The following is a 24,503-nucleotide window of genomic DNA, read 5'->3' on the forward strand; positions in this document are numbered from 1 at the left end:
TCAATTAAAGTTTAAAAGGAATTTTTAACTGCTCCCCAAAATGAACCTGTTCTTCGGTGATATTTAGATTGGAAAGTCCCAAGCCCAAAAGGCGGACAGGTTTAGGGATTTCTTCTTGATGCAGCAATTCCACGCTTACCTGCCAAATCTGATCTGTATCGGGATATTGCTCCAAGGTTTTGCTGCGCGTCTGTAGTGTGAAATCAGCGTATTTGAGTTTGAGTGTGACAGTACGGCCTTTAATGCCGCTTTTTTCGATTCTGCGAATGACTTCCTCGAAAATAGGGAAAAGGTTTTCTTCCATTTCCGCCAAGGTGATCAGATCCTTTTCAAAGGTATTTTCTGCGCTGAGACTTTTTCTGACCCGATGAGGCTGCACCTCTGAAAGATGAATTCCCCGAACAATATTAAAATAGTGAAGCCCGGATTTCCCAAATTTTTTGGTCAGAAACTGAAGGGAAAATTCTTTCAAATCCTTACCGGTATGGATGCCGAGATTTTGCATTTTCTCTGCGGTGACTTTTCCGATTCCAAAGAATTTACCGATCGGAAGTTTTTCTAAAAAGGCCTCGGCTTCCTCGGGTAAAATCACTGCCTGCCCATTGGGTTTATTGAGATCTGAGGCAGTTTTAGCGAGAAACTTATTGTAACTAACACCAGCAGAGGCATTCAGACCGGTTTTTTCTTTGATTTTTTCACGGATTTGTCTTGCGATCAAGATGGCTGACTTTAGCCCCAATTTATTTTCCGTCACATCCAGAAAGGCCTCATCCAAGGAAAGCGGCTCGACCAAATCGGTATATTCGTAAAAAATATCCCGGATTTGCGAAGAGATTTCCTTGTATCGGTCAAACCTCGGCCGGGCAAAAATCAATTGCGGGCATTTCCGAGCGGCAAGCACGGAAGACATGGCGGAGTGAATTCCAAATTTACGGGCTTCATAGCTAGCTGCAGCTACCACTCCACGGGCGGCATTTCCACCGACCACGAGCGGTTTTCCTCTCCATTCGGGATGGTCTAGCTGCTCCACCGAAGCGTAAAAGGCATCCATATCCACATGGATGATTTTTCGGATTTCTTCAGTTGGGTGTGTAGTTTTCTCCACGTAAGGTTTTGAAAATAGCTTCGGCTTTGAGCAGGCATTCCTCATATTCAGATTCTGCATCAGCGTCTATTGTGATCGCACTGCCCACTCCAAAATACAGTTTTTTTATGCTTAAATCACAGATAATACTCCGAATGATGACTGAAAAATCAAAATCTCCATTTGGTTCTATGATTCCCAAAGCTCCGGAAAACCATCCTCGGTTAAAGGATTCTTTTTCTTCGATGATCTCCATGGTTTTGATTTTTGGAGCACCGGTCATACTTCCCATGGGAAAGGTCGCTTTGATGATTTCTTCAAATGAAATATCCGGCTTTAATTCCGACGAAACGGTACTGATCATCTGAAAGACCTTTGGGAAAGCGTAAATACCGAAAAGTTCGGGAACCTTAACCGAAGCGGTTTTTGAAACCTTAGAAAGATCATTGCGCATCAAGTCGGTGATCATCAGGTTTTCGGCTTTCTCTTTTTCAGAGTTTTTCAAACGCTCCCGATTGTGTTGATCGATCGTTGGATCAGGATTTCTTTTAGCAGTTCCCTTGATGGGCTGGGCGATTAATTGAGATCCGGTTTTTTTTATAAAGCGTTCAGGAGAGGCTGAAATCAAGTATTTTTTATTAGCCTTAAAAAGTGCAGAAAAAGGCATGGGAGAAATTCGATTTAGCTCTAGGTATGCGTCGATTGGGTTAAATTCTTCAAAAACTCCTTCAAAAGCCTGACAAAAATTTAATTCATAGGTGTTGCCTTCAATGATTTCCTGCTGGATTTCTGCAAACCGGTCGAGATAGGTGGCTTTGTCTATTTGAGGCGAAAAAGAAACAAGATTGTTTGAAATTCTATTGGGATTATTTCCCCAAATCCAATCCGGAATCGGCTGACTGGATCGAAATTGGCCTTCCACAAGGACTAATTCAAATTCCGCTTCAAAAAAACAAAGGTCAGGTAATGAGAAAAACTCCGGATTGGTGGATTTGAGCTTTTCAATTTGATTTTTGAAATCGTAGGAAATAATCCCAGCCCGTTTAGAGTTAGGAGTCTTCCAAATTTCCTCCTCACCCAATTCGCGATTTCCGGCTAATAGCTGGGTTTGAAAACTTCCCTGAGGATATTTATAGTTATTCCCGTCTGTCCAACAAAAATGCGAGTACGATTGATCGATCCATTGGAGTAAGTTAATTTTCCAGTGATCTGTCAAAGGGCGGTAGCTGTACCGGGCTGATTCCATTGGCACAAAAATAAAAAGAGGAATCCGTAAGAATTCCTCTTTCTTAAATAAGTTTGGTAAATCTTAGTTTGCTTTTACGTTTAGTTGTAAAGAAACCGTGTTGTAGATAAACTGATCTTTAGCTTTGTCAACAGCATCAGATTCGTCACCATAAGAAAGACCCCAAGCGGTACGATCGATGTTAAAACCGGCCATAGCAGTTACGGTACCATCGGCGATATTTACCGTAGCGGGGAATTTGATATTTTTGGTAGTACCTCTCATGGTTAAGTTACCACTGATCCAATGCGTAGGTGCCTCAGGAGAAAGCTCACTGTCGGCAGCTGGAGTGTACTCAGTTTCAAATTCTTCTTTGTCGGCGATGACATCATCTGCACCGAAAGGCTCAGCACCTGTGATTTCGAAAGTTGCCGTAGGATGATTTGCGGCATCAAAGAAATCATCTGACTGTAGGTGTCCCCATAGTTTGCCGTAATCCTCACTTCCTTCTTCCAAGTCTTCGATTTTGAGACCAGTGATATCAAAAGTGAATGATCCGCCTGTGATCTTGTCGCCTTCAACAGCCAGAGTTCCAGTAGTTGCTGGGATTTTGCCAAAATGTCTTCCAGCAGGCTTATATCCTGTCCATGCAATGGTAGATGCAGCAGGATCCAAGGTCAACGTAGCGCCAGTGGCTTCTGCTACTTCTTGAGCATCGGAAGTTTCGACGGTTTCATTTGGTGCTCCACATGCTACGATAAGTAGTGCTGAAGCCAAGAAAAGACCAGTTTGAGTGATCAATTTCATAATTTGTTGTGATTTAGTTTCAATAATAGATGTATATACACGCAAACTGCTTTTCCAGAAAAAAGTTCATGGAGCTCAAAAAAAATATCAAATTTGTTTAATCAACATCAAAAATATATGCAAAAGCCATTGATTATGGAAGTAAGGGGGAAATCGCCTGAATTTGGAGAAAATTGCTGGCTAGCTCCAAATGCGACAATCATAGGGGATGTAAAAATGGGGAAAAATTGTACCATTTGGTTCAATGCGGTGGTGCGTGGAGACGTCCATGAAATCTGGATTGGAGATGATACCAACATTCAAGATGGGGTAGTGATTCATGGTACCTTTCAGAAATCCGGAACTTATATTGGTAACCAAGTTTCCATTGCGCACAATGCCGTGGTGCACGGCTGTACGATTCATGATCGGGTATTGATCGGAATGGGAGCAATAGTCATGGATGGGGCAGTGGTAAATTCCGGAGCGGTGATTGCTGCTGGAGCGGTTGTTTTGGCCAATACGATTGTAGAGGCGGACTCCATTTATGCCGGGATGCCCGCGAAGCGGATCAAATCTACCGGACAGGACATGGAAGAGGTCATCACCCGAACTGCCAAAAACTATCCCATGTATGCGGAGTGGTTTAAATAAAATTTATAAATCATTCTGATATTTTTTTCTAAACTCCTCACTTTCATTATTTTCGTGCTTTCACTTTTAACCTGATTTTTATGAGAAGCTTTCTAAATTTTGTTTCTAGGCCAGTGTCGATTTTCGTTTTGGCCATATTATTAATCCTGTTCAATGGATTATTGATGCTGTCGATGCCCAAAGAATTTGCTTTGGACTTGAAGTTTGCCTATTCGGCGTCGGATGTGTTTTTTGCGTTGGACAGTATGGGCACAGATATGAGGGAATTTTACAGGATTGGGATATGGCTATTGGATTTCCCATACATGCTTGTTTACACTTTGTTTTTTACTGGTGTGATCTATAGGCTTTGGGGAGAAAATAAATTGCTTCTGCTACCTGTAGTGATTGGTTTTTTTGATTTATTGGAAAATGTGATGGTGCTGTATCTGCTGGATACTTTTCCTGATATTCCTGGGGTTTTGGCTAATATGGCCTCTTTTTTCACTACCTCTAAATGGATTTTTGTTCTATTCATGATGGCTTCTGTTTTGGGAGGCCTGATCCGAATGATTATCCATAGGAAATGTTCAACGGAGACTGCTTCGAGATACGAGATTTGATTTTTTCTTTAAACAAGTTCTCCTTAGATTCTTTTCTTTTTTGAAGGAATTTGATTAGTATTTCAAGACGATGTGATCAATAGCATCAATCTTTTCAATTTATGAAAGAAGAATATTTTAAATGGTTTTCCAGCCACCTCCAGCGAGAAGTACAGATGCTGGTGTTTGGGCATGCAGGTTATCCAGTGATTTTATTTCCTACTTCCAAAGGTTCTTTCCATGAAAACAGAGACATGGGGTTGATTGGCTCGGCCAATTGGTATCTGGAGCAGGGCCTGATCCAAATCTTCTGTCCAGAAAGCAATGATGCTCAGAGTTTCTATAATAAATCTTTGCATCCCCATCAACGGATTCAAAATCATGTCGCCTATGACAAGATGATTTGTCATGAGCTTGTGGAGCGGGTCAGGTTAAATACCGGTGCGGCCAAAGTCGTGGTGGCAGGCTGTAGTTTTGGAGGATACCATGCCGCCAACTTCGCCTTTCGCCACCCCGGATATGTAAGCCACATGTTTAGTATGTCAGGGGCATTTGATATTAGGACATTTATGGATGGCTATGTTCATGACGATATTTATTACAACAGTCCGCTGGAATATCTGCCTGCGCTCAACGACCAAGAACTCTGGAATATGGATATTGTCCTAGGTACCTCCAATTGGGATATATGCCTCGATTCCAATCTGAAGCTACACGATTGTCTCAACAAGAAAGATCTTCCCCATTGGCTGGATGTCAGGCAGAATCAACAGCATGATTGGCCGATTTGGCGGGAAATGTTCCCCCATTATTTAAGTAGAATCAAATTTAATTAATCACCTTTTTACCCAAACAAGCATGAAAAAAATAGGAATACTTTTCGGAATGGAGGATACCTTTCCTCAGGCGTTTATTGACCGGGTCAATCAGAAGGCCGAAAAGGGAATTATGGCAGAAGCAGTCAAAATCGACAAAGTCATACAGAATGAACTGACCGAATACGCTGTGATCATCGATCGGATTTCTCAGGATGTGCCTTTTTACCGTGCCTATCTCAAAAACGCCGCGCTTACCGGCACCGCAGTCATCAACAATCCATTTTGGTGGAGTGCTGACGATAAGTTTTTCAATAATTGCCTCGCGGATCAATTAGGGGTTCCTTTACCAAAAACGGTGATTCTACCTTCTGCGGAGCATCCTACCGACACGACTTCCAAGTCTTTTCGAAATCTTCAAGCTCCGCTGGATTGGGAGGGCATATTTAATTATGTGGGATTTCCGGCCTATATGAAGCCCTACGCCGGAGGAGGATGGAAGAATGTGTATCGTCTGGAAAATAAAGAGGAGTTTTTTCAAATCCACCCTCAAACTGGCCAGCTCGTCATGCTTTTGCAGGAGGAGATCGTCTTTGATGATTATTTCAGAGTGTATTGTCTAGGTGGAAAAGCCGTACGAATCATGGCCTATGAACCCAGAAATCCCCATCATCTTCGCTATGTGGTCGACAAGGCTCCCGCTTCAAAGAAATTACTTGCCACGGTCAAAGATTACACGCTTCGACTTTGCAAAGGCTTGGGATATGATTTCAATACAGTAGAATTTGCGGTACGAGACGGGATTCCTTACGCCATTGACTTTGGAAATCCAGCCCCCGATGCGGATGTGAACTCAGTAGGACAGGAGAGTTTTGAATGGGTCGTGGAGGAAGCTGCGAATATGGCAATCAGTTATGCCAAAGCTCAAAAGCCCGGAAAGATGAATCTGACTTGGGGGACTTTTATGAAGGATTCGGTGGAAATGGCCAAGCGATTTTGAAATTAGCTAAAAAACTATGTGCGCTTTAATCAAAAAGTTGCCCCAATTTACCTTGGGAGTGGAGGAGGAATATCAGATCATAGATCCGGAAACCCGAGATCTGCGCTCTCATATGTCCAAAATCGTCGAAGGCGGTAAAATCCAGCTGAGGGAACAAGTCAAAGCTGAAATGCATCAATCCGTGGTGGAAGTGGGGACCAATGTTTGCCAAAATGTAGCTGAAGCGAGAAAAGAAGTGGCTTTCCTGCGAAATAAAATTTCTGAATTGGCAGGTAATCAAAATCTCGTGGTGGGAGCTGCGAGTACACATCCTTTTGCCAAGTGGCAAGATCAGGAAATCACCGATGATCCGCGGTACCATAACATCGTCAATGAACTCAAAGACATCGCCCGGTCCAATTTGATTTTTGGGATGCATGTGCATGTAGGAATAGAAAATCGGGAAATCGCCCTTCAGCTGATGAATCAGGCCTGCTATTTTCTTCCGCATATTTACGCATTGACTACCAATTCTCCTTTTTGGGAGGGAAGAAACACGGGTTTCAAAGCTTTTCGGGCCAAAGTTTTTGCAAAATTTCCCCGAACGGGATTGCCTGAATACTTCGATTCGGTACAGTCTTACGATAATTTTTTGGAGATTTTGGTCAAGACCAATTGCATTGACAATCCCAAAAAAATCTGGTGGGATCTTCGAATGCACCCGTTTTTCAGTACGATCGAATTCAGAATCTGTGATATGTGTCTGACTGTCAATGAGACGATTTGTGTGGTGGCCTTGATTCAGGCAGTAGTGGCTAAGCTCTACAAGCTTTTGATGAGCAATACAAGCTTCAATATTTACCGAATTGCCTTAATCCGTGAGAATAAATTTCGTGCTGCCAGAAATGGTCTCGAGGGGATGTTGATAGATTTTGGTAAAAAGACTGAGGTGCCGACGACTGATTTGATTATGGAATTGCTGGATTTCATAGACGATGTGGTGGATGAATTGGGTAGCAGGGAAGAAATCAACTACGTGCATACCATCCTCAAAAATGGTACAGGTGCAGATCAGCAGCTTGCGGTATTTGAAAAGACCAATGATTTGAAGCAAGTGGTGGATTTTATTACGGGCAAGTTTAACGAGGGGATCTAGGCAATTGATTACCTTTGCGGCAGAAAAGTAAATTCAATAGATCGTGGGAAAGAAGAAGTTGCAATTGGCCGTTTTGGACATGTATGACGGAGAACCAAATCAGGGCATGCGCTGTATCAAAGATATCCTTGAGCGCTTTCACCGGGAAATCAGCTACCGGGTGTATGATGTGCGGGGAAAAGCCGAGCTTCCCGAAATTCGGGACTTTGATATTTTTATTTCTACGGGCGGTCCTGGAGATCCATTAGAAGGAGATGGAAACTGGGACCTGAAATATTTTGATTTTTTGGATCAAGTCTGGATCTGGAATCAAAATCATTCCCGCAAAAAGCAATTATTGCTCATCTGTCATTCTTTTCAGATGGCGTGTAAGCACTTTGGACTGGGACAGATTACCAAGCGAGAGTCGACCTCTTTTGGTGTCATGACCGTTCACAAAACACCAGATGGAATGAAGGATCCTCTTTTTATAAATTTGGACAATCCCTTCTGGGCCGTGGATAGCAGAGATTATCAAGTTGTCCAACCGAATAGTAGGAAGTTTAAGCTTCTAGGTTCAAAGATCATTGCTTTAGAAAAAATCAGGTCTCATGTAGAATACGAGCGCGCGATTATGGGTATTCGGTTTTCTGATGAAATCGTGGGGACCCAGTTCCATCCCGAGGCTGATCCGGTTTCTTTTTTGGCACATCTCAAAAAACCAGAAGTGCGTGAGAAAATCATCGCTATGAAAGGAAAGGCAAGGTTCCGGACTATGCTGGAAAATCTGGTGGATGAAAACAAGATTTATAAAACCAATGAGACGCTTATTCCCAATTTTATTGAAAATTCTATCAAAAAATTGAGAGTAGAAACTGTTAAAATCTTGACATAGAAATCATGATTGAAAGCGAACGAGCCAGGTTTAATTCCGAATTTTCGATAGAAAAATACCACCGATTTTTGGAAAGTATAGAAAGGGATTTTGGATATCGACCTACTTTTCGAATCGCTGAGACGCCATTTTTTATCCCCAGAAACCTACAGCACCAGCTAATTGAAGCTTCCGAAGAGGTGGTGGAATTTATTCAAAAACCCGGTTTTAAGAAACTGACTCAAAAGGCCTTGGATTTAAACACCCAAGTTCCTGATGAGGATGATCATACCCAATTCTTGGCGATTGATTTTGGGATATGCGAAGAAAATGGAACCCTAATCCCCAAACTAATAGAGGTTCAGGGCTTCCCGTCGATTTTTAATTTTCAAATGCATCTTTTTCAGAAATTACAGCAAACTTATCCGTTTTTAGCTGAATCAACCCCCTATCTAAGTGGTCTGGATGAATCGGGTTATTTGAGGAAACTGAAAGAAGTAATTCTCAAAGGGTATCTTCCTGAGGAAGTAGTCCTCTTGGAAATCGAACCGGAAAAACAAAATACCAAAATTGACTTTTATTATTGTCAGGAAGATTTGGGTATACCCATTTGCTGTGTCACAGATATCATCAAGAAGGGAAGGCAACTTTTCTATACCAATGAAAAGGGAAAGGAAATCAGGATAAAGCGAATCTACAATCGGGTGATCTTTGATGAGTTGGCATCCCGACAAGATCTGAAATTAGCCTTTAGCTTTACCGAGTCCCTCGATGTAGAGTGGGCAGGACATCCAAATTGGTACACGCGGATTTCTAAATTCATTTTGCCACACCTTCAGGGTCCGTATTTTATCGAGAGTACATTATTGAGTGAATTGGAATCCATTCCGGAGGATTTAGAGAATTACGTATTGAAGCCCTTATTTTCTTTTTCGGGAGCTGGCGTGGTGTTTAATGTGACTCAAAAAGATATCGAATCGGTCCAAGAAAAAGACTTATACATTCTTCAGAAAAAAGTAAACTACTTACCAGTCGTCCAATCTCCCGACGGAAAAGTCAAAGTGGAGGTGAGGTTTTTGGCCTTGTGGCCGGAAAAAGATGAAAAGCCAACCCTGGTTGGGAATTTGGTGAGGCTGAGTCGTGGTGAAATGATAGGCGTCAAGTTTAACAAAGACAAAGACTGGGTAGGAGGTACTATCGGATTATTTCAGAAATCTTAAAAAAATAGCCGGACTTGCCGGCTGATTGATTTGTTCACAGGGGAAAACCCCCAATTATTTTTTCCAGTTTTCGGGGTCATTTCGCCATTCGGATAGGGATTCGAGCATGGTTTGATCAATATAATTTCGCTCCACGGCCTTGGGAAGCATGGCTTCATAATGGGAGAGTACAATTAATTTTACGTTGGCATTTTTAAAGTTTTCATCTGCCAGAGCAAATCCATAGCTGAAAATCGCAACCATCCCCAACACTTCAAATCCAGCTTTCCGAAGGTCTTCGACTGCTTTCAGAGAGCTTCCGCCGGTGGAAACCAAATCCTCCACGACGACTACCTTTTGGCCGGTGACGACTTTACCTTCGATCATATTTTCCATGCCGTGACCTTTTGGTTTGGACCGAACATAGACAAATGGAATGTCTAAATCATTAGCCAAAAGAGCTCCTTGTGGAATCCCTGCTGTGGCTACTCCAGCGATAGCCTCCACTTCTGGAAAATAATGTTGGATACTTTTAGTCAGATTTTCCTTAATCAAAGAGCGGACTTTCGGATAGGAAAGGGAAAGACGATTGTCACAATAAATGGGTGATTTCCATCCTGAAGCCCAGGTGAATGGCTTATCGGGTTGTAAACGAATGGCTTGTATCTCTAGTAATTGATTGGCAACTTCCGCTGCTACACTTTGATCTAAAATTTCCATATTCAAAAATAAGTGATATTGTTTGGAGGAGGTTGGTCTAAGCGGATTTTTTGTGCATTTTTGACCAATACCCAACCTTTACGATTCCTTATGAGAATCTTTGTCAATGATAAACCGCTGGATTTGCTCAGCTATGAGGACTTAAATCCCGAAAAAAAATACGATGCTACCTTTCACGATCCTGATGAATTGCCTGCAATAGGCCACTGGAAAGATGATATTATTTTTCATGAACCATCGCATGATCTGATCATTCGGATTCTTTATCAGCTACGAACCCGAAAGCACAGGGATTTGGATTCGGTTACGCTGATTTCTGCAGACAAACCAGCCTTAAAACAATTTGTGAAAAGCCGATTTTCTATCATTAAAGCTGCCGGAGGAATTGTCACCAAAAAGAAGCAGATTTTGTTGATTTATCGCCTGGGCAAATGGGACTTTCCCAAAGGGAAATTTGACAAAGGAGAGACGCCTGAGCAATGTGCTGTCAGGGAAGTAGAGGAGGAATGTGCGATCAAGGTAAGGCTGGGAGATCATCTGTGTAATACCTGGCACACCTACACCCAAAACCGAAAAAGCATTCTCAAAAAAACGTATTGGTATGCGATGGATTGTGTCTCAGACGAAGGAATGAAACCCCAGCGGGAAGAGGGGATAGATGATATTCGATGGTTTAGGGAAGCAGAAGCAAAAATTTCCCTTATTAATTCCTACCCGTCGATGAGATGGCTGTTCAAGCAGTTTTTAAAGACTTTTTGATCAGATCGTATAGGGCAAAAATTCGCTTACATTTCCTCCATATCGGTGAACTTCACGGATAACCGTAGAGCTAATGGCAGCGTAATGAGGGGAGGTGATGAGAAATACCGTTTCCAGATTTTCATTGAGATATCGGTTCATCTGACTGATCGTATTCTCGTATTCAAAGTCGGTGGTATTTCGTAATCCCCTAATCAAAAAACCCGCATCATGCTTTTTGGCAAGGGTGGAGGTAAGTTCATTGTAGACGATGACTTTTACTCTAGGTTCATCGGTATAAACGGATTCAATTTTCTCCACCATTAAATCAATATCGAAATAGCGGTTCTTTTTGGTGCTATTATAGCCGATTCCGATGATCACTTCATCAAAAATCTCCAAACTTCTCATCACGATATCGTGATGCCCCATCGTATAGGGATCAAAAGAACCTGGGAAAATTGCCGTTTTTTTCATTCTTTAGTCAAATTGCCAATAAACTTCAAAAAAGCCCAAGTCTTTGAGATGCTTAAATCCATGCGAATAGTTTTGATTGGCATGGGGAGTCAGTATGCGGAAATTATGAAAATAGCTTTTTCCCCATTCTTCGGTAATGTCCGATTTTGTAGGAACACCAAAGACGGTGACTCTGACGTGGTTCCGATCAAATTTCAACTGCTTGATCAGAATCATGGCGTATTTTAGGATATCCTCTTTTTTCTCGATTTCGAAGATATTAAAGGCGCTCAACTCTTGATCCGTAAAGGCTGCCACATAACACTGGCTTCCTATTAAATTGATTAATACCTCCTGTCCGATGAGATTAAAGCGCTCTTTGAATAAATAGGACAAGAAAGAACAAGATCCGTGGTGAAAGCTCAGATCCGTAAACCGCGCCTGTAGATGTTTTTTGATTTTTTCCTCGACAAAGGAAACGACTTGCAAGTTGTTGCTGTCAAGCGGAGTATTAAAGTAGTATGGATTTTCGGGTAGTTGGGAGACAAATCGAAGAAAACTCGATTCATTTCCTGAGGAGAAAAGGACTCCCGGTACAAGACTGAATTCCTTTCGGTGAAGATAGATTTTGCAGGGGACATCTACTTTCATCAGCGGATCAGTGAAAATCATTTCATCCACTGCCTGATTTTCGAATTCAGAATAAAAATGAATTCCGATATTCGCCTGATTTTTATCCTTGGCAAAAATGATCAATGAATCGGGATATAAAAAAAGTGATAAGCCCGCTGTATCCTCTACATCAAACTTATCACTTTTGAATACTTTGAGTTGGTTATCCAAAATCGGAAAGGGATTATTTCCAGTTACCTTCGGTGGAAGCGTCGGTTCTTGAACCTACTTTCAAAGCTCTTTCGTTGTTGTTTAGTCTTCTTTCAGGATTGATCGGAGAAGGGTCTCTGATTTCGAAAACATTCACCTCGTAGGAGTTACGCTCAATTCTGTCGGCAAAGAATTCAAACATTTTGCCTCCAGAGCCCGGGACGACTGCCAATCTATCCAAGTCGAAATCGGGATATTTGCGGTCATTGAAAAGAGAGTCAATCACCGAAACGGACCCTAGTGTGTCATAGGTAACAGTGGTTTCCTCTTTTCCATAATCCAACAGCTCAGTTGTTTCAAGACGCTCGACCAACCAGATTTCACCTTCTTGGATAAAATTCTTCAAGGAATCCCAATTGTCAGCATATTTTCCATTAGACGCTTCATAGGCAAGCTGTGCGTCTCTAAGCATTTGAAGCTTTTCGATAATGGCACTTTCGATCAGGGCAATTCTCTCTTCTTTCTCTACTACATCTTCTACGCCTTTCCATAGGAAGTAGCCAAGGCCTATTGCGACCAGAAAGAAAACAATGGATAATACTTTTGATAAATTCATTTTGTTGGATTTTTTAAATCTGGGTAAGGTTGAAGGTTTTTAAAACGTGCTATTTTAGGTATTTATTTTCAAAATTAAAATATCCTTTCCACATTCCTAAGTCTTCAAAGGATTTTATTCCCCAAAAGATTTGATGAACTGACGCATTTGGCAATGAACGGAGCTCCCCGAGTGACATCCATTTCAATTCTCGTAAAATTTGATCACTTTCGGTCAGCTCTGGATCCCATCCTAAATGAGGTTCACCCCCTAAAGGCTCCACCTCAAAAAAGAGCTCAATGGCATGAAGTGGCGGCTCCAAAAATTCATGAACAAAAAGGAATTCGCCAACTTTGATATCAAGTCCGGTTTCTTCCTGAAACTCCCGCATTAGATTTTGATTGGCATTGCTGCCAAATTTCATTCCTCCACCAGGCACCGACCAAAAATCAGTATGATCCCCCATTTGATGATTGATCATAAGAATTTTTTCATTTTGAATTAAAACTCCATTTACACGGGTTCGGAGTCGATTGCCAAATTTTGCTGCGATTTTGTTGCCGATTTTGTCTTGGGACATGTACTTTCGTTGCTATGGGTAAAGATAGGAAGCTAGCCGTGATGCCGTCTGTATTGATGCAGAAATATTTTCCGTTTCAGCCGACTTTAGGCCAATCCTCGTTTTTTGATCAGATGAATGCTTTTTTGGCACTCAATCCTGAAGATAAACCCACTTTTGTATTGCGAGGTTATGCAGGTACCGGAAAAACCTCGGTGATTTCGGCTTTGGTTCAGGCGCTTCCTAAACTCGAAATGCGATCCTTGCTACTTGCACCCACCGGTCGAGCCGCCAAAGTAATGAGCAATTACAGTGGGAGAGGGGCATACACCATTCATAAAATCATCTACAAGCCCAAGGGAGATCCGGGTACTTTGGGTGGTGGATTTATCCTTCAAAAGAATTATTACAAAAACACGGTATTTATCATCGACGAATCCTCCATGCTGGCTGATGATGGGGGGATGTCCGGTAATTTGCTTGGGGATGTGATTCAATTTGTGTTTGGTGGGGAAAACAACCGACTCTTATTTGTAGGCGATACCGCGCAGCTTCCTCCGGTAGGAAGTGAATATAGCCCGGCTTTGGAAGCGGGATATTTGTTGAGGAACTTTAGGATCCAAGCTGAGCAGTTGGAGCTGACCGAGGTGATGCGACAGCGACTAGAGTCCGGTATTCTTTTTAATGCCACCGAACTGAGAGCGCTTCTGCCTCAGGAAAAGCCTGCGATTAAATTTAAAACATCCGGATTCAAAGATGTCTACAAAATGACAGGGGAGCGGCTTGAGGATGGATTACGCTACGCCTATGATAAATTTGGGACAGATAATACTGTAATCATCACCCGGTCCAATAAAGCAGCCGTCCAATACAATCTATATATCCGAAGGGTGATTCATTTTTTTGAAGATGAAATCAGCAGCGGGGATTTACTCATGATTGTGAAAAATAACTATACCTATATGGCGGATTCCGAGAAAGTGAATTTCCTTGCCAATGGGGATATGGTCGAAGTGATGAAAATCCGGAATTTTGAAGAAATGTACGGGTTTCGATTTGCCACGTTAGAGCTGAGACTGCTGGATTACCCGGAGGAGGCGCATTTTGAAGCTAAAGTGATTTTGGATACGCTATATTCATCTAGTCCCTCTTTGAGTCGGGAACAATATCGGAGTCTTTATGAAAAAGTCGCTCTGGATTATGCTGATGTGGAGAAAAAGAGCGAGCGGATGGAGCTCATCCGAAAAGATCCCTATCTGAATGCCCTTCAGGTCAAATTTGCCTATGCGCTCACCTGCCACAAAGCTCAGGGTGGACAATGGCAGGCGGTCTTTGTGGATCAGGGCTATTTGCCGGAAGATCAGGTGGACAAGGATTTTATCCGATGGCTTTATACTGCTATAACACGTTCTTCCGAGGAGCTTTATTTGCTCAATTTCTCTCCTCAGTTTTTTAACTAATTAGGGTAAAGCCGAGCCGAATCTGGATTTGTGAAAATTTAACAAAGACCAAAAAGTAACCTTGGCAAGGTATTTTCAGTATAGCTAATGAATTTGAGTTTTGAACTTGATTGAAAAAATTCAATATTTGAAATCAGTAACCAATAAGACCATGAAAAAATTAGGATTAATCTTCGGTGTATTTATGATGTTGTTCTCTGTTCAGGCTTTTGCCCAGGCAGAAAACAGCGCTGAGATCACATTTAAAGAAAAGTCGATAGACTTTGGTGATATCAAGCAAGGCGACAAAGTGTCTCACACCTTTGAGTTGACCAATACGGGTAAAGTGCCTTTGGTTATTTCAAATGTAGCTGCGACCTGTGGATGTACAGTTCCGAGTTGGCCAAAAGAGCCCGTAGCTCCCGGAGCAAAAGCTGAAATTCAGGTTTCCTTTAATTCTACGGGGAAAATGGGCAAGCAAAATTCGGTAGTGAGAATTTATTCTAATGCCTCCGAGCCGATCGAAAAAGTATCCTTGATCTCCAATGTTTTGCCCAAAACAAAATAATCTGAAATAGAAAAATATGCGAAAAACCTGTCTTAATTTTAACAGGTTTTTTTATGCCCTAAATTTTCAAATCAGATGGAAATATTTCTCCTGTCAGAAACTTGGATTGCCTTATTGACACTCACATTCTTGGAGATCGTTCTTGGGGTGGATAATATCATTTTCATCTCAATTGTCTCTAATAAACTCCCGGAGGCCGAGCAGCCCAAAGCCCGGAATTTAGGATTGGCTTTGGCACTTATATTTAGAATAGGGCTTCTATTGGGCATTTCTTACATCGTTAAGTTTACCAATCCTCTCTTTACCGTTTTTGCTCACGATTTTAGCGGGCGAGATTTGATTCTTCTGGTGGGAGGGGTGTTTTTATTGTTTAAATCCACTCTGGAAATTCATCATAAAATGGAAGGAGATCCGCAGGAAATCAAGGCTAATTCCACCAAGAGTTTTAAATCCGTTATTCTCCAAATTGTCATGCTGGATATCATTTTTTCATTTGACAGTATCTTGACAGCAGTGGGTTTGGTAGATCATGTGCTTATCATGATTATTGCGGTGGTGATTTCGCTGGGTATCATGATGGCCTTTGCCGGGAAAATCAGCCGATTTATCAATCAAAATCCGACTTTGCAGATCTTGGCCCTTTCCTTTTTGATTTTGATTGGGTTTATGCTGATGATCGAAGGCTTCCATTTCGAAGTGCCTAAAGGCTATATTTATTTTGCGGTATTTTTCTCACTTGCTGTCGAACTGGTCAATATGCGCGCCCGAAAGAAAAGCTCCGATCCGGTAGAATTAAAACCAAGGATAAGGGAAGAGGACTAAAAATGAACCCCGGATCACGATTCGGGGTTTTCTCTTTTTACATTTTATGGAAAAAGGAAAAGAAGGAAAAGTAAGTATTGGGCAAGTTTTTCAAACGATTATTTGGCCCCGGCGAAAGCAATTAGTATTGGGTTTGTTTTTAATTATCATCAGTAGGCTATCCGGTTTGATTTTACCGGGGGCGAGCAAATATTTGGTGGATGATGTCATTCCCTCCAACGACTTGGATTTATTAAAGTGGCTCCTTCTCGTGGTGGTTTTGGCTATTGTGATTCAGTCGGTCACTTCGTATTCCTTGACGCAGATTCTGTCAGTGGAGGCACAAAATCTAATTGCGAAACTTCGCTCTCGAGTTCAAAGTCATATCATCAAACTGCCCATTCGCTTTTTTGACAATACCAAGACGGGAGAGCTCGTATCGAGGATCATGACTGATGTAGAAGGAGTCCGAAATTTGGTGGGGACGGGATTTGCACAAATGATCGGAGGAATCATCACCGCGGTAATTTCCTTGTTTTTGCTGATCAGTATCAGTCCGATGATGACTTTGTATGTCTTGGTACCGGTGGCGATTTTTGGATTAGTTTCGTTAAAAGCTTTTGGAAAAATTCGTCCTATTTTCAGAGAGCGAGGCAAAATCAACGCTCAGGTAACCGGGAGATTGACCGAGACTTTAGGAGGAATCCGGGTGATCAAAGGCTTCAATGCCGAAGATCAGGAGATCAAAACGTTTGAGCGTGGCGTCGATCAGCTCTTTCAAAATGTCAAATCCAGTCTCACAGCTACCTCTTTTGTTACTTCAGCGGGAACCCTTCTCTTGGGCTTGGCCTCGGCGGGAATAATGGGGATTGGGGGCTGGATGATTATGGAAGGCGAAATGACTTTTGGGGACTTTTTGGCATTTACGCTTTATTTAGGTTTTATGATTGCCCCGATCGTCCAAATGTCCAATATCGGCTCTCAACTCACGGAGGCTTTTGCCGGACTCGATCGAACCGAAGAAATCATGAATACGCCACTGGAGTCTGATGACCGGGAGCGTACCATTGAGATGCGGGAATTTAAAGGTGAAATCAAATTTGATCAGGTTTCCTTTGCCTATGAATCTGGAAAAGAGGTGATCCGTGAAGTGAGTTTTGAAGCTCCTGCGGGTTCTGTGACCGCCTTGGTCGGTACTTCGGGTTCGGGAAAAACCACGATTGCCGGATTAGCCGCTACTTTTTTAAATCCCGATTCTGGTCGGATTACCCTCGATGGAGTGGACCTTCAAAAAGTCACCTTGGAATCCTTTCGATCTCAACTGGGTGTGGTTTTGCAGGATGACTTTCTTTTTGAAGGGACCATTCGTGAGAATATTTTATTTCCCCGGCCAGACGCTAGCGAAGAACTTTTGCAGCAGGCAGTTCATGCAGCTCACGTGCAGGAGTTTACTGACCGATTTGAGGATGGACTGGATACGCTGATCGGAGAGCGTGGCGTAAAACTGTCGGGTGGACAGCGGCAGCGGATAGCCATAGCACGGGCGATATTGGCAGATCCTAGGATCTTGATTTTGGATGAAGCCACCTCCAATCTTGATACGGAATCGGAGACGCTGATTCAAGCCAGTTTGAAAGAACTCATGAAAGGAAGAACCACCTTCGTCATCGCTCACCGATTGAGTACTATTCGACAGGCAGATCAAATTTTGGTCATAGAGCAGGGAAAGATCGTTGAAAAAGGCAAGCATGAAGAACTCATCTCCAAAGAGGGCCGCTATTATCAATTGTACACGTATCAGGCTAGAATCTAGAAGCTTGCCAAGTTTTGGAAAGCTAATTGGCTTTATCCTCCATTTTTGGTGTAGGATTTGTAATTTTGATGTCCCAAATATAAAAATGGAGTATGAGTGAATTGAAATGGTACGTCATGTACACCACATCTAGATCTGAAAAGAAAGTAGCCAAAAGACTTAAGGAAAAAGGCTGGGAAGTCTATCTTCCTCTTGTCACTGAGCTCAGACAGTGGTCGGACAGGAAGAAGAAAGTGGAGCGACCACTGTTCAATGGGTATGTATTCGTCAAGACTCAACGAAATCAGCTTTGGGAATGCTTACAGGAACCGGGAGCAGTAAAATTTGTCCACTTTTCGGGGCAGCATGCGACCGTTCGTGATGAAGATCTCGATACGATTAAGCGAATCGTGGAGACCGGAGTAGCCGTGGAAACCGACGGAAGTGAAATCGAACCGGGGGAATTTGTAAAAGTAATCGGTGGCCCCTTACAAAATATGCAAGGGGAGGTTATCGAAAAAGGAAACAAGGACTATTTTATGATTCGAATTCCGGGAATTTATCAAAATATGCTTATCAATCTTCCCAGGAAATTTTTGGAAGTCCTTCCTAAAAAGGTGGAATCTTAACTTAGAATTTATAAGGCAAAAAAAATCCCCGATTCGGTTTAGAATCGGGGATTTTTTTATTCCTTCGTTTTGGGAGCGAGAAATTTGCGGATAACGATCTGAGCCTGTGCCATATGATCTCCAAAGCGGTTGAAACCTACATTTCCATCCAAATTATCGCTGAAAGTCAGCAACATAGTTCCTTCGCCTGCGATATCTAAATATGGTCCGATCCGATAGCTCAATCCTGCACGAACGGGCACATAGCCAGTGACTATATTGTTTTTAATAGGTGTTTCTTCCGAGTTGAATGACTTAGTTTGCTTGGTGTTTACTCGCATAACTCCAAGTCCAAAACCTCCATAAATATTGAATCGGGTGCGATGCATATGATTGGAAAAAGGGATCAAGTTGATGCTTGGCATCAAGTCTATAAAAGCCACGTCTCCTCTTGCGGTAAATGAAGCATTTTCTGCAAACCAAGCATCCTGCAAAGCCTGTCCGGGATTTCCACCACTTTGGATCCACTGCACTCCGGTAGTTGCTCTGAGATCAAACATGGGGTTAAGCCGCTTGGTCATCGAAAGAGAAAAGGATGGCTTGATTTCAAAGTTAAGTGAGCGATATTGTCCACCATTGTCCAAATAGGCAAAAGAAGGTCCGATACCTAGAGAAACAATATGGTCTCTTGAAATCCGCTCTTTATAAAAATTCTGAGAAAAAGAAGAAAAGCTAATCAAAAGGAAGCCAAGAATCAGGGAAAATGGAAGGAGATTTTTCATATTATTCAGCTGTAATGCTGTCGATTATCAGAGTCTGAAAATTTGCAACAAGTATGCCAAGGAGCTAACCTGCTAGAATATAAAAACTTCAAAAGTTTGAAAAAGTTGTGATAACTATTTTGTAATCAGGTGTTTTCAAAAGCTTTTTGAATGTCCTCTTCTGTGCTCTTTAATTTTTCACGGCAGAGATTGACCAGTTCTGAAGCTTCTTTGACCAGTTCAGAAAGCTCATCCACACTTTTTTTCCCTTCTTCAAGTTGGGCGACGATCAGTTCCAATCGCTGCATGGCATCGGTATAATTCAATTCCTTCATAATGTGTCGATATCTGTGATTTTACTTTTGATTTTTTGATTCTGACTGTAGGTAATCAGTTCGTCATGTAGTTTGGGATTCGCGAGTTGAACTGGTTTTCCGCCGATTTCACTTCGCGTATAGCCTCGTGACAAAATGGATGATGGATTCAGCTGCTCGAGTTGCTTTTCTATAAAATCAAGCTGGGCATTGGCATTTTTCAAAAACAATAGTGAAGATCGATGAACTTGCTGGTTGACAAGATCCAATTTTACGCCTTGGTTTTGAAGAATATTTTTAGAGCTTAGGATTACGCGATGGTGTTTGGATTTCAGTTTTTCGCTTTCCACATTCAATCGGGATTGAACGGCACTTTTCAGCCGATGATGCGCGTGGGAAAGCTCCTCTGCTGTGGTTTTGAGTTGCTGCCGACTCAATCGGTCAATGCGGTTGATCATTAAATTGACATTTTCTTCAAAAATCCGAAATGCCGAAAGCAGGAATTCTGCTACTGCCGTGGGAGTTTTGAGTCGAGTATGTGCCACAAGATCAGCCACAGTTTCATCTCGTTCATGACCTATCCCAGTCAATACCGGTAGCGAAGTCTGTGCGATTTTTGCCGCTAGGCGATAATCATCAAAACAATCCAAATCCAATTGGGCCCCGCCTCCTCGTATCAAAACGATGGCTTCAAATCTCAATTGATCTTGATCTCTTTCGATTGCGTCCAAAGCGTTGATTAAGCCATTTACTGCCTCATTTCCTTGCATAGGAGCAGGATATAATCGATGATAAATTTTATATCCAGCGGAGTTTTGCTCCAGTTGATTGATGAAATCCCCATAACCCGCAGCAGTGGCACTGGAAATTATGGCGATCTTCTGAATGACCTGAGGAAAAGGTCTGCTGGCATTGATTCTGAGTAATCCCTCACGAGTCAGGCGGTCCAGCGTCTCTTGTCGGATTCGGGCCCTTTCTCCCAAGGAAAAAGAAGCATCAATGTCTTTGATATTTAAGCTGAAGCCGTAAACCGGGTGGAAAGTCGCCTGAACTTGCGCAAGTACTTTCATTCCATTTTTCAAGCCCGAACCTGTAATGCTTTCAAAACGAGAGGCAATTCCCCGAAAAGTAAACTGCCAGCAATTTGATCTCATCTTGGCCAAAACTTGGTTGCCTTGTTTTTCGACCAGTTCAAAGTAGGCATGACCCTGAGGAGCTTGTCTAAAGTCCGCTACTTCTCCGATTACCCAATAGGTTGGTTCGAGTTCATTTTCGAGGGTAAGTTTGATCAGTTCCCCCAATTGGGATATGGAATAGGCGTTTTGCACCAATTAATTCATTTTTTTGTAAACCTCCTGAATTTGCAAATTAAGGTCTATACTTGCTCTCAGCATGGGTAATCGAACTTGGTCCCCACAGATTCCCATGTGGGAAAGTAGATTTTTTATTCCAACCGGATTGCCTTCTGTGTACATCAGATCATTGAAGGGCAAAAGAGAAAATGCAGCCTGTAAGCTAGCATCTTCTGAACCATTACATAAATCCCGGAAAGTCGAGGGAAGGGCATTGGCCAAGACCGAAATCACTCCTTCTCCTCCAATACTGAAAATGGCTTTGCTCAAAATATCATCTCCAGAGATCAACAAAAAATCCTTCGGCTTATTGGCCGCGATCCGCATACATTGTTCCAAATTGCCACTAGCTTCTTTCATTCCGATAATATTGGGGTGTTGGGCTAGATTGAGCGTAGTATCCGCAGTCATATTGGACATGGTGCGACCGGGGACATTATAGAGAATGACAGGGACGGGACAGGCATCTGCGATGGCTGTGTAGTGAGCAATAATCCCCGTTTGGCTGGGCTTGTTGTAATAAGGGCTGACCGATAAAATCGCGTCAATTCCTTTGAAATCAGTTTGGGAGATTTGATCCAATACAGCTTGGGTATTGTTTCCACCAATTCCATAAACGATGGGCACCCTTCCCTTGGTATGTTGAATGCAGGTGCTCAGCACTAGTTTTTTCTCGGCCGGAGAAAGGGTTGCTGACTCTCCGGTAGTCCCCAAGACCACCAAATAATCAACCCCACCAGCCAAGGTGAAATCAATTAGCTTTTTTAAGGATTGAAAATCAATACTGTAATCGTCATGAAATGGAGTGACTAGCGCCACTCCTGTACCCGTAAATGGATTCATTCGTTAAGTTTATTGAGGGATGCAAAGATAAAACCTTCCAATCGGAAAGTCAGGTGATGGCTTATTTTTCGCAGTCAAATTTCGCTTGGAAATAGGACAAAGTAAAGCTAACCGGCTTAAGAGGTAACTTTTCGTTTTAATTGGCTTGAATGAGTCAATCAAACAAAAAAAACCTGAAAACCCAAAAAGCCTCTAAAACAAGCTTGATTTTAATATACCCTTAAATAAAACCAAATCTCTTCGTTTAGTTTCAGAGAAGGCAAAATTCAAATTTGTACAGATTTAGTTTTAGAAATTAGTCATGCACCATTTTAAGGAATTCATCTTCGGAGATCATGGGGACACCCAATTTCTGAGCTTTCTCCTTTTTGCTCGGTCCCATTCCTTCGCCTTCGATAATGAAATCCAGGTTTTTTGAAACGGAGGAAATATATTGTCCGCCGTGTGACTGAACGAAATCCACGATTTCATCCCGTTTGAAATTTTCCAACTTACCCGATGCCAGTATTTTCTTTCCTGCCAAAGCCTGACTTTTGGGTTGATTTGAATCCTGCTCGATTTCAAATTTCAGTCCATGAGATTGAAGCTGTGCAATGATTTTGAGGTTTTCTTCTTTTACAAAAAACTCCTGAATACTCTGAACTAAGGTTTCTCCGATACCATTGATTTCAAGTAATTGCTCTGGACTAGCTTCCATCAATTTTTGGATACTTCCAAAATGTCTGGCCAGCAATTGGGCGGTATTTTCTCCGATATTCCGAATTCCCAAAGCAAAGAGAACCTTCTCGAAGGGTTGGTTTTTGGAAGCTTTGATCCCTTCCAGCATATTGGATATGACGCCTTCCTGAAAAGTGTTTGCCTTGAGTTTTTTGATCCGATCGCGGAGTTCATCCGGCAAATCCAACGCTAACTGCAGCAGGATACCGTGAACAGTTCCTTCTTTTTTGCTGGCTTCCAGCAAAGATTCGAATTCTACTCTTCGTCCTAAAAACAAATCCAGAATCAAGGCTGCAGGGACATAATCCTCCAGCTGTGGTAGATCTTTGTGGTCTTTGAGTGCATAAATCAGCCGCTCGACCATACCCGTGTTGGCGGGGACTTTTTTCTTCCATTTGCGGATTTGATCCTGAAAGCGATGCAATGTTTCCTCCATGGGATATTCGGCTGCATCAATCAAGAACTCTTGAATCTGTTTGAAAGAAATCCCTTCGGTCAAAGCAAAGAGGGCTTTTTCAAGTGAAATATACAAAAGTCCGCTGCCTTCTTTTTCGTATTGATCCTGGCTCATTTCCAAGCCAAGCAATTCCTTTTCTCTTGCTTCCAATTCATAGATATCTGCGTAGGTTTGGATAAATCCCTGATCGATCAAAGCCCGGATTCGTTCGGTTCCCAGCGTATCGATATCCATGGCGCGCTTATGCACAAAGTGCTCAATTCGACCCAAAACCTGTGGGGGGCAGGATTCCGCATTTGGACAGAAATGCTTGGCCTCACTTTCTTTTCGCTCGAGTGCAGTACCACATTCCGGACAGCGGTCTATGTACTGAATGGGTTTAGCGTTGATTTTACGCTTTTCTGGATTGACAGCAGTGATTTTTGGGATGATTTCTCCTCCTTTTTCGACAAAAACAACATCGCCCTCATGCAAATCCAATCGTTCGATCTCATTGGCATTGTGAAGGGATGCGCGCTTGACCGTGGTTCCGGCCAAACTCACCGGAGATAAATTGGCCACAGGAGTAATCGCTCCAGTCCTACCGACTTGGTAAGTGATGGAAAGGAGTTCGGTTTCTGCACTTTCGGCTTTGTATTTATAGGCAATGGCCCAGCGGGGATTTTTGGCGGTAAATCCGAGTTCTTCCCGTTGGTCGTAGTCATTGATTTTGAGGACGACACCATCTGTGTCTAGGGGAAGCTGATGGCGTTTTTCGCGCCATTCCTCGATGTATTGAATCACTTCCTGAATGCTTCCGGCGTTTTTATAGGTTTGGGAGACGTTGAATCCCCATTTTTCGATCAGGTGAATCGCTTCTGAATGGGTGTTGACACTGAGGTTTTCACCCAAAAGCTGATAAAAGTAGCAATTGAGTCTACGATTGGCGACCACTCCGCTATCCTGCATTTTCAGGGTGCCTGATGCGGCATTGCGGGGATTGGCCAGCAATGCTTCACCTCGTTGAGCCCGCTCAGCATTGATTTTTTCAAACTCTTTGAGCGGGAGGAAAATCTCTCCACGAACTTCAAATTTTTCGGGTATCTGTTCACCTACCACGGTCAGTGGAATATTTCGAATGGTTCGGACATTGGCCGTGACATCGTCGCCTTTGGTGCCGTCTCCCCGGGTGACTGCACGGGTCAGTTTTCCGTTTTCATAAACCAGACTGATCGCTACTCCATCAAATTTCATTTCGCAGAAATACTCATAATCTCTACTACCCAATCCTTTGGCTACCCGCTCGTCAAATGCCATCAATTCCTCTAGGGTGTAAGTATTACCCAGTGAAAGCATGCGGTACTCATGGGCGACAGTTTCAAACTCCTTGGTGATGGTCCCACCAACTCGCTGACTGGGACTGTCGGGATCGAGCAGATCGGGAAATTGAGTTTCCAATCGAATCAATTCTTCCAGTAATTTGTCAAATTCAAAATCCGAGATCTCAATTCTGTCCTCTTGGTAATAAAGATGATTGTGATAATTGATTTCACGGGTGAGTTGAGCGATTCGATCGGCAGCTTCCTGATGCGTCATTGTCGGATAATTTCAAAAGATTTGACGGTAAAAATACCCAAGGAATTTGGCTTC

The 24,503-nt window shown here is 42.5% G+C and carries 26 protein-coding genes; 13 read left to right on the forward strand and 13 right to left on the reverse strand.

Annotated features, from left to right (window positions below):
* Positions 1-4 precede the first annotated feature (4 nt).
* The 3 genes from dinB to BM043_RS08925 all read right to left on the reverse strand — a co-directional run bounded on the left by dinB (position 5) and on the right by BM043_RS08925 (position 3,116).
* A complete protein-coding gene (gene dinB, locus BM043_RS08915; RefSeq protein WP_262481165.1) occupies positions 5-1,105 on the reverse strand; it encodes a DNA polymerase IV in 1,101 nt (366 codons plus the stop codon).
* Entirely contained in the window at positions 1,080-2,330 is a 1,251-nt protein-coding gene (locus BM043_RS08920) for an anthranilate synthase component I family protein (protein ID WP_092790841.1), read from the reverse strand. The genes dinB and BM043_RS08920 overlap by 26 nt, the downstream gene beginning before the upstream one ends.
* A gap of 63 nt (positions 2,331-2,393) precedes the next feature.
* Entirely contained in the window at positions 2,394-3,116 is a 723-nt protein-coding gene (locus BM043_RS08925) for a YceI family protein (protein WP_092790843.1), read from the reverse strand.
* Between the two features lie 117 nt (positions 3,117-3,233).
* Between BM043_RS08925 and BM043_RS08930 the strand changes: the two genes are divergently transcribed.
* From BM043_RS08930 to BM043_RS08960, 7 genes are all read left to right on the forward strand, one after another.
* Positions 3,234-3,749, forward strand: a complete 516-nt coding sequence (locus tag BM043_RS08930; protein ID WP_092790845.1) for a gamma carbonic anhydrase family protein — start codon at positions 3,234-3,236, stop codon at positions 3,747-3,749.
* A gap of 80 nt (positions 3,750-3,829) precedes the next feature.
* On the forward strand, positions 3,830-4,351 hold the full coding sequence (locus BM043_RS08935; RefSeq protein ID WP_092790847.1) for a hypothetical protein: 522 nt from the start codon (positions 3,830-3,832) through the stop codon (positions 4,349-4,351).
* 101 nt (positions 4,352-4,452) lie between these two features.
* Positions 4,453-5,166 (forward strand): esterase family protein, encoded by a 714-nt coding sequence (locus BM043_RS08940; RefSeq protein WP_092790849.1) that lies wholly within the window; start codon positions 4,453-4,455, stop codon positions 5,164-5,166.
* A gap of 22 nt (positions 5,167-5,188) precedes the next feature.
* Complete coding sequence (locus BM043_RS08945) at positions 5,189-6,145, forward strand: ATP-grasp domain-containing protein (RefSeq protein ID WP_092790851.1); 957 nt, start codon at positions 5,189-5,191, stop codon at positions 6,143-6,145.
* A 16-nt stretch (positions 6,146-6,161) separates the two neighbouring features.
* On the forward strand, positions 6,162-7,280 hold the full coding sequence (locus BM043_RS08950; RefSeq protein ID WP_218144138.1) for a carboxylate-amine ligase: 1,119 nt from the start codon (positions 6,162-6,164) through the stop codon (positions 7,278-7,280).
* Positions 7,281-7,323: 43 nt separating this feature from the next.
* The gene (locus BM043_RS08955; RefSeq protein WP_317042374.1) at positions 7,324-8,154 is read left to right on the forward strand and encodes a type 1 glutamine amidotransferase; all 831 of its coding nucleotides are present in this window, start codon (positions 7,324-7,326) and stop codon (positions 8,152-8,154) included.
* 5 nt (positions 8,155-8,159) lie between these two features.
* Positions 8,160-9,353: a hypothetical protein gene (locus BM043_RS08960; RefSeq protein WP_092790853.1), complete on the forward strand. Its 1,194-nt coding sequence runs from the start codon at positions 8,160-8,162 to the stop codon at positions 9,351-9,353.
* A 54-nt stretch (positions 9,354-9,407) separates the two neighbouring features.
* Here the strand turns inward: BM043_RS08960 and pyrE are convergent, their stop codons facing one another.
* On the reverse strand, positions 9,408-10,052 hold the full coding sequence (gene pyrE / locus BM043_RS08965) for an orotate phosphoribosyltransferase (RefSeq protein ID WP_092790855.1): 645 nt from the start codon (positions 10,050-10,052) through the stop codon (positions 9,408-9,410).
* Positions 10,053-10,142: 90 nt separating this feature from the next.
* Between pyrE and BM043_RS08970 the strand changes: the two genes are divergently transcribed.
* Positions 10,143-10,811: an NUDIX hydrolase gene (locus BM043_RS08970; protein ID WP_092790985.1), complete on the forward strand. Its 669-nt coding sequence runs from the start codon at positions 10,143-10,145 to the stop codon at positions 10,809-10,811.
* Here the strand turns inward: BM043_RS08970 and coaD are convergent, their stop codons facing one another.
* Genes coaD through BM043_RS08990 form a run of 4 tightly spaced genes read right to left on the reverse strand, consistent with a single transcriptional unit; the run spans position 10,812 to position 13,243 of the window.
* Positions 10,812-11,267 carry a pantetheine-phosphate adenylyltransferase gene (coaD, locus tag BM043_RS08975; protein ID WP_092790857.1) on the reverse strand — a complete coding sequence of 152 codons (456 nt, stop codon included), beginning with the start codon at positions 11,265-11,267 and terminating at the stop codon, positions 10,812-10,814.
* 3 nt (positions 11,268-11,270) lie between these two features.
* Positions 11,271-12,089, reverse strand: coding sequence for a DUF3822 family protein (locus BM043_RS08980; RefSeq protein WP_092790859.1), 819 nt, complete (start codon positions 12,087-12,089; stop codon positions 11,271-11,273).
* Positions 12,090-12,102: 13 nt separating this feature from the next.
* Positions 12,103-12,684, reverse strand: a complete 582-nt coding sequence (locus BM043_RS08985) for a hypothetical protein (RefSeq protein WP_092790861.1) — start codon at positions 12,682-12,684, stop codon at positions 12,103-12,105.
* 49 nt (positions 12,685-12,733) lie between these two features.
* The gene (locus BM043_RS08990) at positions 12,734-13,243 is read right to left on the reverse strand and encodes an NUDIX domain-containing protein (protein WP_092790862.1); all 510 of its coding nucleotides are present in this window, start codon (positions 13,241-13,243) and stop codon (positions 12,734-12,736) included.
* Positions 13,244-13,284: 41 nt separating this feature from the next.
* Between BM043_RS08990 and BM043_RS08995 the strand changes: the two genes are divergently transcribed.
* The 5 genes from BM043_RS08995 to BM043_RS09015 all read left to right on the forward strand — a co-directional run bounded on the left by BM043_RS08995 (position 13,285) and on the right by BM043_RS09015 (position 18,451).
* Entirely contained in the window at positions 13,285-14,682 is a 1,398-nt protein-coding gene (locus tag BM043_RS08995) for an ATP-dependent DNA helicase (protein WP_394332995.1), read from the forward strand.
* A 151-nt stretch (positions 14,683-14,833) separates the two neighbouring features.
* A complete protein-coding gene (locus BM043_RS09000; RefSeq protein ID WP_092790987.1) occupies positions 14,834-15,229 on the forward strand; it encodes a DUF1573 domain-containing protein in 396 nt (131 codons plus the stop codon).
* A 75-nt stretch (positions 15,230-15,304) separates the two neighbouring features.
* Positions 15,305-16,051, forward strand: coding sequence for a TerC family protein (locus BM043_RS09005; protein WP_092790865.1), 747 nt, complete (start codon positions 15,305-15,307; stop codon positions 16,049-16,051).
* Positions 16,052-16,097: 46 nt separating this feature from the next.
* Positions 16,098-17,843, forward strand: coding sequence for an ABC transporter ATP-binding protein (locus BM043_RS09010; RefSeq protein ID WP_092790867.1), 1,746 nt, complete (start codon positions 16,098-16,100; stop codon positions 17,841-17,843).
* Between the two features lie 92 nt (positions 17,844-17,935).
* On the forward strand, positions 17,936-18,451 hold the full coding sequence (locus BM043_RS09015; protein ID WP_092790868.1) for a UpxY family transcription antiterminator: 516 nt from the start codon (positions 17,936-17,938) through the stop codon (positions 18,449-18,451).
* Between the two features lie 56 nt (positions 18,452-18,507).
* On the opposite strand, the gene BM043_RS09020 is transcribed toward BM043_RS09015, so the two are convergent.
* The 5 genes from BM043_RS09020 to ligA form a co-directional block, all read right to left on the reverse strand.
* The gene (locus BM043_RS09020) at positions 18,508-19,212 is read right to left on the reverse strand and encodes a hypothetical protein (protein WP_092790870.1); all 705 of its coding nucleotides are present in this window, start codon (positions 19,210-19,212) and stop codon (positions 18,508-18,510) included.
* A 125-nt stretch (positions 19,213-19,337) separates the two neighbouring features.
* On the reverse strand, positions 19,338-19,526 hold the full coding sequence (gene xseB, locus BM043_RS09025; RefSeq protein WP_092790871.1) for an exodeoxyribonuclease VII small subunit: 189 nt from the start codon (positions 19,524-19,526) through the stop codon (positions 19,338-19,340).
* Complete coding sequence (gene xseA / locus BM043_RS09030; RefSeq protein WP_092790988.1) at positions 19,523-20,833, reverse strand: exodeoxyribonuclease VII large subunit; 1,311 nt, start codon at positions 20,831-20,833, stop codon at positions 19,523-19,525. Before xseA ends, xseB begins: the two co-directional genes overlap by 4 nt.
* A 3-nt stretch (positions 20,834-20,836) precedes the next feature.
* Complete coding sequence (dapA, locus tag BM043_RS09035; RefSeq protein WP_092790873.1) at positions 20,837-21,700, reverse strand: 4-hydroxy-tetrahydrodipicolinate synthase; 864 nt, start codon at positions 21,698-21,700, stop codon at positions 20,837-20,839.
* A gap of 295 nt (positions 21,701-21,995) precedes the next feature.
* Positions 21,996-24,449: an NAD-dependent DNA ligase LigA gene (ligA, locus tag BM043_RS09040; RefSeq protein WP_092790874.1), complete on the reverse strand. Its 2,454-nt coding sequence runs from the start codon at positions 24,447-24,449 to the stop codon at positions 21,996-21,998.
* Positions 24,450-24,503: the final 54 nt, after the last annotated feature.

The organism is Algoriphagus hitonicola, assembly GCF_900113375.1.
Classification (GTDB): Bacteria; Bacteroidota; Bacteroidia; order Cytophagales; family Cyclobacteriaceae; genus Algoriphagus; species Algoriphagus hitonicola.

Excerpts from the sequence above, each read along its gene's own strand:
- BM043_RS08920 (WP_092790841.1), bottom strand. The coding sequence starts at position 2,330 with ATGGAATCAGCCCGGTACAGCTACCGCCCTTTGACAGATCACTGGAAA.
- BM043_RS08925 (WP_092790843.1), bottom strand. The coding sequence starts at position 3,116 with ATGAAATTGATCACTCAAACTGGTCTTTTCTTGGCTTCAGCACTACTT.
- BM043_RS08930 (WP_092790845.1), top strand. The coding sequence starts at position 3,234 with ATGCAAAAGCCATTGATTATGGAAGTAAGGGGGAAATCGCCTGAATTT.
- BM043_RS08935 (WP_092790847.1), top strand. The coding sequence starts at position 3,830 with ATGAGAAGCTTTCTAAATTTTGTTTCTAGGCCAGTGTCGATTTTCGTT.
- BM043_RS08940 (WP_092790849.1), top strand. The coding sequence starts at position 4,453 with ATGAAAGAAGAATATTTTAAATGGTTTTCCAGCCACCTCCAGCGAGAA.
- BM043_RS08945 (WP_092790851.1), top strand. The coding sequence starts at position 5,189 with ATGAAAAAAATAGGAATACTTTTCGGAATGGAGGATACCTTTCCTCAG.
- BM043_RS08950 (WP_218144138.1), top strand. The coding sequence starts at position 6,162 with ATGTGCGCTTTAATCAAAAAGTTGCCCCAATTTACCTTGGGAGTGGAG.
- BM043_RS08960 (WP_092790853.1), top strand. The coding sequence starts at position 8,160 with ATGATTGAAAGCGAACGAGCCAGGTTTAATTCCGAATTTTCGATAGAA.
- pyrE (WP_092790855.1), bottom strand. The coding sequence starts at position 10,052 with ATGGAAATTTTAGATCAAAGTGTAGCAGCGGAAGTTGCCAATCAATTA.
- BM043_RS08970 (WP_092790985.1), top strand. The coding sequence starts at position 10,143 with ATGAGAATCTTTGTCAATGATAAACCGCTGGATTTGCTCAGCTATGAG.
- coaD (WP_092790857.1), bottom strand. The coding sequence starts at position 11,267 with ATGAAAAAAACGGCAATTTTCCCAGGTTCTTTTGATCCCTATACGATG.
- BM043_RS08985 (WP_092790861.1), bottom strand. The coding sequence starts at position 12,684 with ATGAATTTATCAAAAGTATTATCCATTGTTTTCTTTCTGGTCGCAATA.
- BM043_RS08990 (WP_092790862.1), bottom strand. The coding sequence starts at position 13,243 with ATGTCCCAAGACAAAATCGGCAACAAAATCGCAGCAAAATTTGGCAAT.
- BM043_RS08995 (WP_394332995.1), top strand. The coding sequence starts at position 13,285 with ATGCCGTCTGTATTGATGCAGAAATATTTTCCGTTTCAGCCGACTTTA.
- BM043_RS09000 (WP_092790987.1), top strand. The coding sequence starts at position 14,834 with ATGAAAAAATTAGGATTAATCTTCGGTGTATTTATGATGTTGTTCTCT.
- BM043_RS09005 (WP_092790865.1), top strand. The coding sequence starts at position 15,305 with ATGGAAATATTTCTCCTGTCAGAAACTTGGATTGCCTTATTGACACTC.
- BM043_RS09010 (WP_092790867.1), top strand. The coding sequence starts at position 16,098 with ATGGAAAAAGGAAAAGAAGGAAAAGTAAGTATTGGGCAAGTTTTTCAA.
- BM043_RS09015 (WP_092790868.1), top strand. The coding sequence starts at position 17,936 with ATGAGTGAATTGAAATGGTACGTCATGTACACCACATCTAGATCTGAA.
- BM043_RS09020 (WP_092790870.1), bottom strand. The coding sequence starts at position 19,212 with ATGAAAAATCTCCTTCCATTTTCCCTGATTCTTGGCTTCCTTTTGATT.
- xseB (WP_092790871.1), bottom strand. The coding sequence starts at position 19,526 with ATGAAGGAATTGAATTATACCGATGCCATGCAGCGATTGGAACTGATC.
- dapA (WP_092790873.1), bottom strand. The coding sequence starts at position 21,700 with ATGAATCCATTTACGGGTACAGGAGTGGCGCTAGTCACTCCATTTCAT.
- ligA (WP_092790874.1), bottom strand. The coding sequence starts at position 24,449 with ATGACGCATCAGGAAGCTGCCGATCGAATCGCTCAACTCACCCGTGAA.